General features: G+C 41.3%; 4 protein-coding genes and 1 pseudogene. 3 read left to right on the top strand and 2 right to left on the bottom strand.

Annotated features, from left to right (window positions below; translation table 11 throughout):
* On the top strand, positions 1-356 hold a 356-nt coding region (locus RWN13_RS23565), incomplete at its 5' end, for an IMP cyclohydrolase (RefSeq protein WP_314068705.1).
* A 182-nt stretch (positions 357-538) separates the two neighbouring features.
* On the opposite strand, the gene RWN13_RS23560 is transcribed toward RWN13_RS23565, so the two are convergent.
* Positions 539-1,081, bottom strand: coding sequence for a TetR/AcrR family transcriptional regulator (locus tag RWN13_RS23560; RefSeq protein WP_314068699.1), 543 nt, complete (start codon positions 1,079-1,081; stop codon positions 539-541).
* Positions 1,082-1,248: 167 nt separating this feature from the next.
* On the opposite strand from RWN13_RS23560, the gene RWN13_RS23555 reads away from it, so the two are divergent.
* Both RWN13_RS23555 and RWN13_RS23740 read left to right on the top strand, forming a co-directional pair.
* Positions 1,249-1,758 carry an HXXEE domain-containing protein gene (locus RWN13_RS23555; protein ID WP_314068695.1) on the top strand — a complete coding sequence of 170 codons (510 nt, stop codon included), beginning with the start codon at positions 1,249-1,251 and terminating at the stop codon, positions 1,756-1,758.
* Between the two features lie 56 nt (positions 1,759-1,814).
* Positions 1,815-1,892: pseudogene (locus RWN13_RS23740) on the top strand (IMP cyclohydrolase); the annotation flags it as partial.
* A 54-nt stretch (positions 1,893-1,946) separates the two neighbouring features.
* Here the strand turns inward: RWN13_RS23740 and RWN13_RS23550 are convergent.
* Positions 1,947-2,890 (bottom strand): GBS Bsp-like repeat-containing protein (locus tag RWN13_RS23550; RefSeq protein ID WP_314068692.1); only part of this gene is annotated, 944 nt, incomplete at its 5' end.

Here is a 2,890-nt window from a genome sequence, read left to right as displayed (position 1 = left end):
CAACTGAGACAGAAGCGACAGCTCTTGAGTTTGCTTGGAAAGCTATCAAGTACGTGAAATCAAATGGGATCATCGTGACCAACGACCACATGACACTTGGTGTTGGCCCTGGTCAAACAAACCGTGTGGCTTCAGTTCGTATTGCTATTGACCAAGCTAAAGACCGTCTTGACGGCGCTGTTCTGGCTTCCGATGCCTTCTTCCCATTTGCAGATAATGTGGAAGAAATCGCCAAAGCAGGGATTAAAGCGATCATCCAGCCGGGTGGATCAGTCCGTGACCAAGAGTCCATCGAAGCTGCTGACAAATATGGCTTGACTATGGTCTTCACAGGCGTGAGACATTTTAGACATTGATGGGTATTTAAAAATTAGCTCATTATCAACTGTGATAAATGATTTATCGCTAACAACGAGAGAAGACGTAAGTTGTCTTCTCTTTTTGTATGTCTAAAACAACAAGCATTTTAGTGTTAGAAATTATTAAAATGATTTGTTAGAGCTGTTCATGACGAATCTCGAAAAACTCAGTTTCTCACTTAACTATTTTTTATACGTTTTATGGTGTTTAAGGTTGTTGTGACTAGCTCGTTAACAGGCATGGCTTTATAATCTCCTTTTAACCATTCATCAAAAATATTGTAGAGACCGCCGGTAATGAATCTAATATCATAGTTGATTTGTCTTTGATCACTATTTGTGATGTGCCAAGGTGCCATGACAGTGGTATAAGTAGCAGGAAGCTTATCATAAGACCTTTGCAAGATAAGCACGAGTAAGTTTGCGTTTTGCAAAATTTTTAATGGCTCAGTGTACTGGCTCCAATATTGAAAGAAAAGGTTCACTAAATCTTCAAAATTAGTCAGTTTTGCTGTTTGAAGTTCGATAATATAGTATTGAATTAAGCGGTCTAAATAGTTCGTAAGAACTTCCTCTTTTGAATGGTAATAACGATAAAATGTTCGTCTAGCAATCTGAGCATGCTCGCTGAGTTCAGCAATGCTGATATTTTGGAGAGACTTCTTAGTTGCTAATAAATCGAACAAGGCTTCCTCCAGCCATTGTCGCGTTTGATATTCCATGGTATTTTTCCTTTCCTGTCACACTATTGGTCAAACTGTGCCAATTTCTCTTAACCTCTTGTTTTTGTAACAGTTTATCTTTATACTAAAAGTGTTGCGCGTGATATATGATGATCATTTATTCTTAACATTGTACAATTGTTAGTTGTTATTAAGGAGGTAAAGATATGAGCATTCTTTTTAATGTTTGGATGCTGCCTATTTTATTTATTTTACATGATTTTGAAGAAATAATTTTTATGCCCTTGTGGAAAACACGGCATCATCAAAAGTTAGAAACATTTAAGAAACCGTTCTTTGGTTCCGTTACGCAAGGTTCCGCTTTTGCAGTAGGTGTGTTCGAAGAATTTATCATCCTGGTGTTTATTTCTGGATTCTGCCAAATAACTCACAACAGTTTACTCTATTTATCTTTTGTAATAGCTTATACAGCTCATTTCATAATCCATTATATCATGTGCCTGCAATTTAGGGGCTATGTTCCTGGAGTCGTCACGGTAACCCTAGAATTGCCAATGGTTCTAATGATTATTTCCCACTATTGGCCTTCTGACAGTTCTTTGTTATCAGTCGTTGTCTATCTTTTATTGGCCATGGTAATAGCTTTTACGAATCTTAAAATCATACATCTCATCATGCCAAAAATTCAAACACATCTAGAAAAATACGCGAAATGAAAAACAATTAAATGAGAGCTACTTTTTAACCTTTCTGATATAACTGGTTAATGAGCAACCAAGAATCTATCGAAGCAGCTGATAAATACGGAATGGCTATGGTCTTCACAGGAGTAAGACATTTCCGTCATTAATCAAAACAGGCACTCATCAATGGATGGGTGCCTTTTCTGGTTGTCATGAAGACCTTAATCGGGATAGATATAGGTAACCGTTCCCCAGACGGGATTGGTCGGATCGAACCAACCACGGAAGTTGTCGATATAGCGATGGCCGTTGTAATTAGCCTCTTGGATCTGAATTTTTTGGTCATGTTCGACATCCGTAACCAAGGCGACATGACCATATCCCCCATTGTCCCAACAGGCGATGGCACCGACCTCTGGGATGTCTCCTGTCCGGAATCCCGCAGTGCGTGCACTAGCTGCCCACATGCCACCGTTTCCCCACCAGTTGTGGGCCCAAGGGGCTAATTCTTTGGCTCCCCAGGTGCACTCACCAATGGGGTAGGTGTTTCCCGGATGTGTCGCGAGTGGCGTGAGCTTTGGCTTTGCCTTTTCCACTTGAAAGGTAGTGGGGAATAGTCCTTGTAGTTGCCCCTTCTTTTTCTGATAGACGTGGAGATGAAATAGCCCACTTCCCTTGTGTTTTTGAGCCTGAAAGCGCAGTTGGAAATGTCCAGGTGCGATCTTCTTTGCGGGATACCAGACCAGATCATCCTGCCCATTTTCTTCAGACCAGATGGGGAAGACAATCTCGTCAACGTCTTCGAACAACTTTAGGTCTACCTCAAATTCTTGTGAGGAGATGGGTGTGATCGTGATCTTGGGTTGGGAAGAAGCCAGGTCTTTTTGCTGGACGCTGGTCGTGAGAGGGTAAAGACCGGTTAACTGTTCATTTGCCTCCACCCCATAGACATGAACATGATAAAGTCCGGCTTGATCAGAATGGTTGGTCAATGGCACTTGTAGGTCAAATCCCTTGTCACTGCGTTCCACAGGATACCAAGTCAGGTCATCTTGGCCATTTTGGTCAGACCAGATGGGAACTTGGATCTTATGATACTTATCCGGGACATTTCCAAGATGAATCATCAGCTGCCCTTTTTCGGCATAGATAGCATTGGTCGCTT

It is taken from the genome of uncultured Vagococcus sp., from assembly GCF_963518325.1.
Classification (GTDB): Bacteria; Bacillota; Bacilli; order Lactobacillales; family Vagococcaceae; genus Vagococcus_D.
This window is presented reverse-complemented; position numbering and strand designations above follow the sequence as displayed.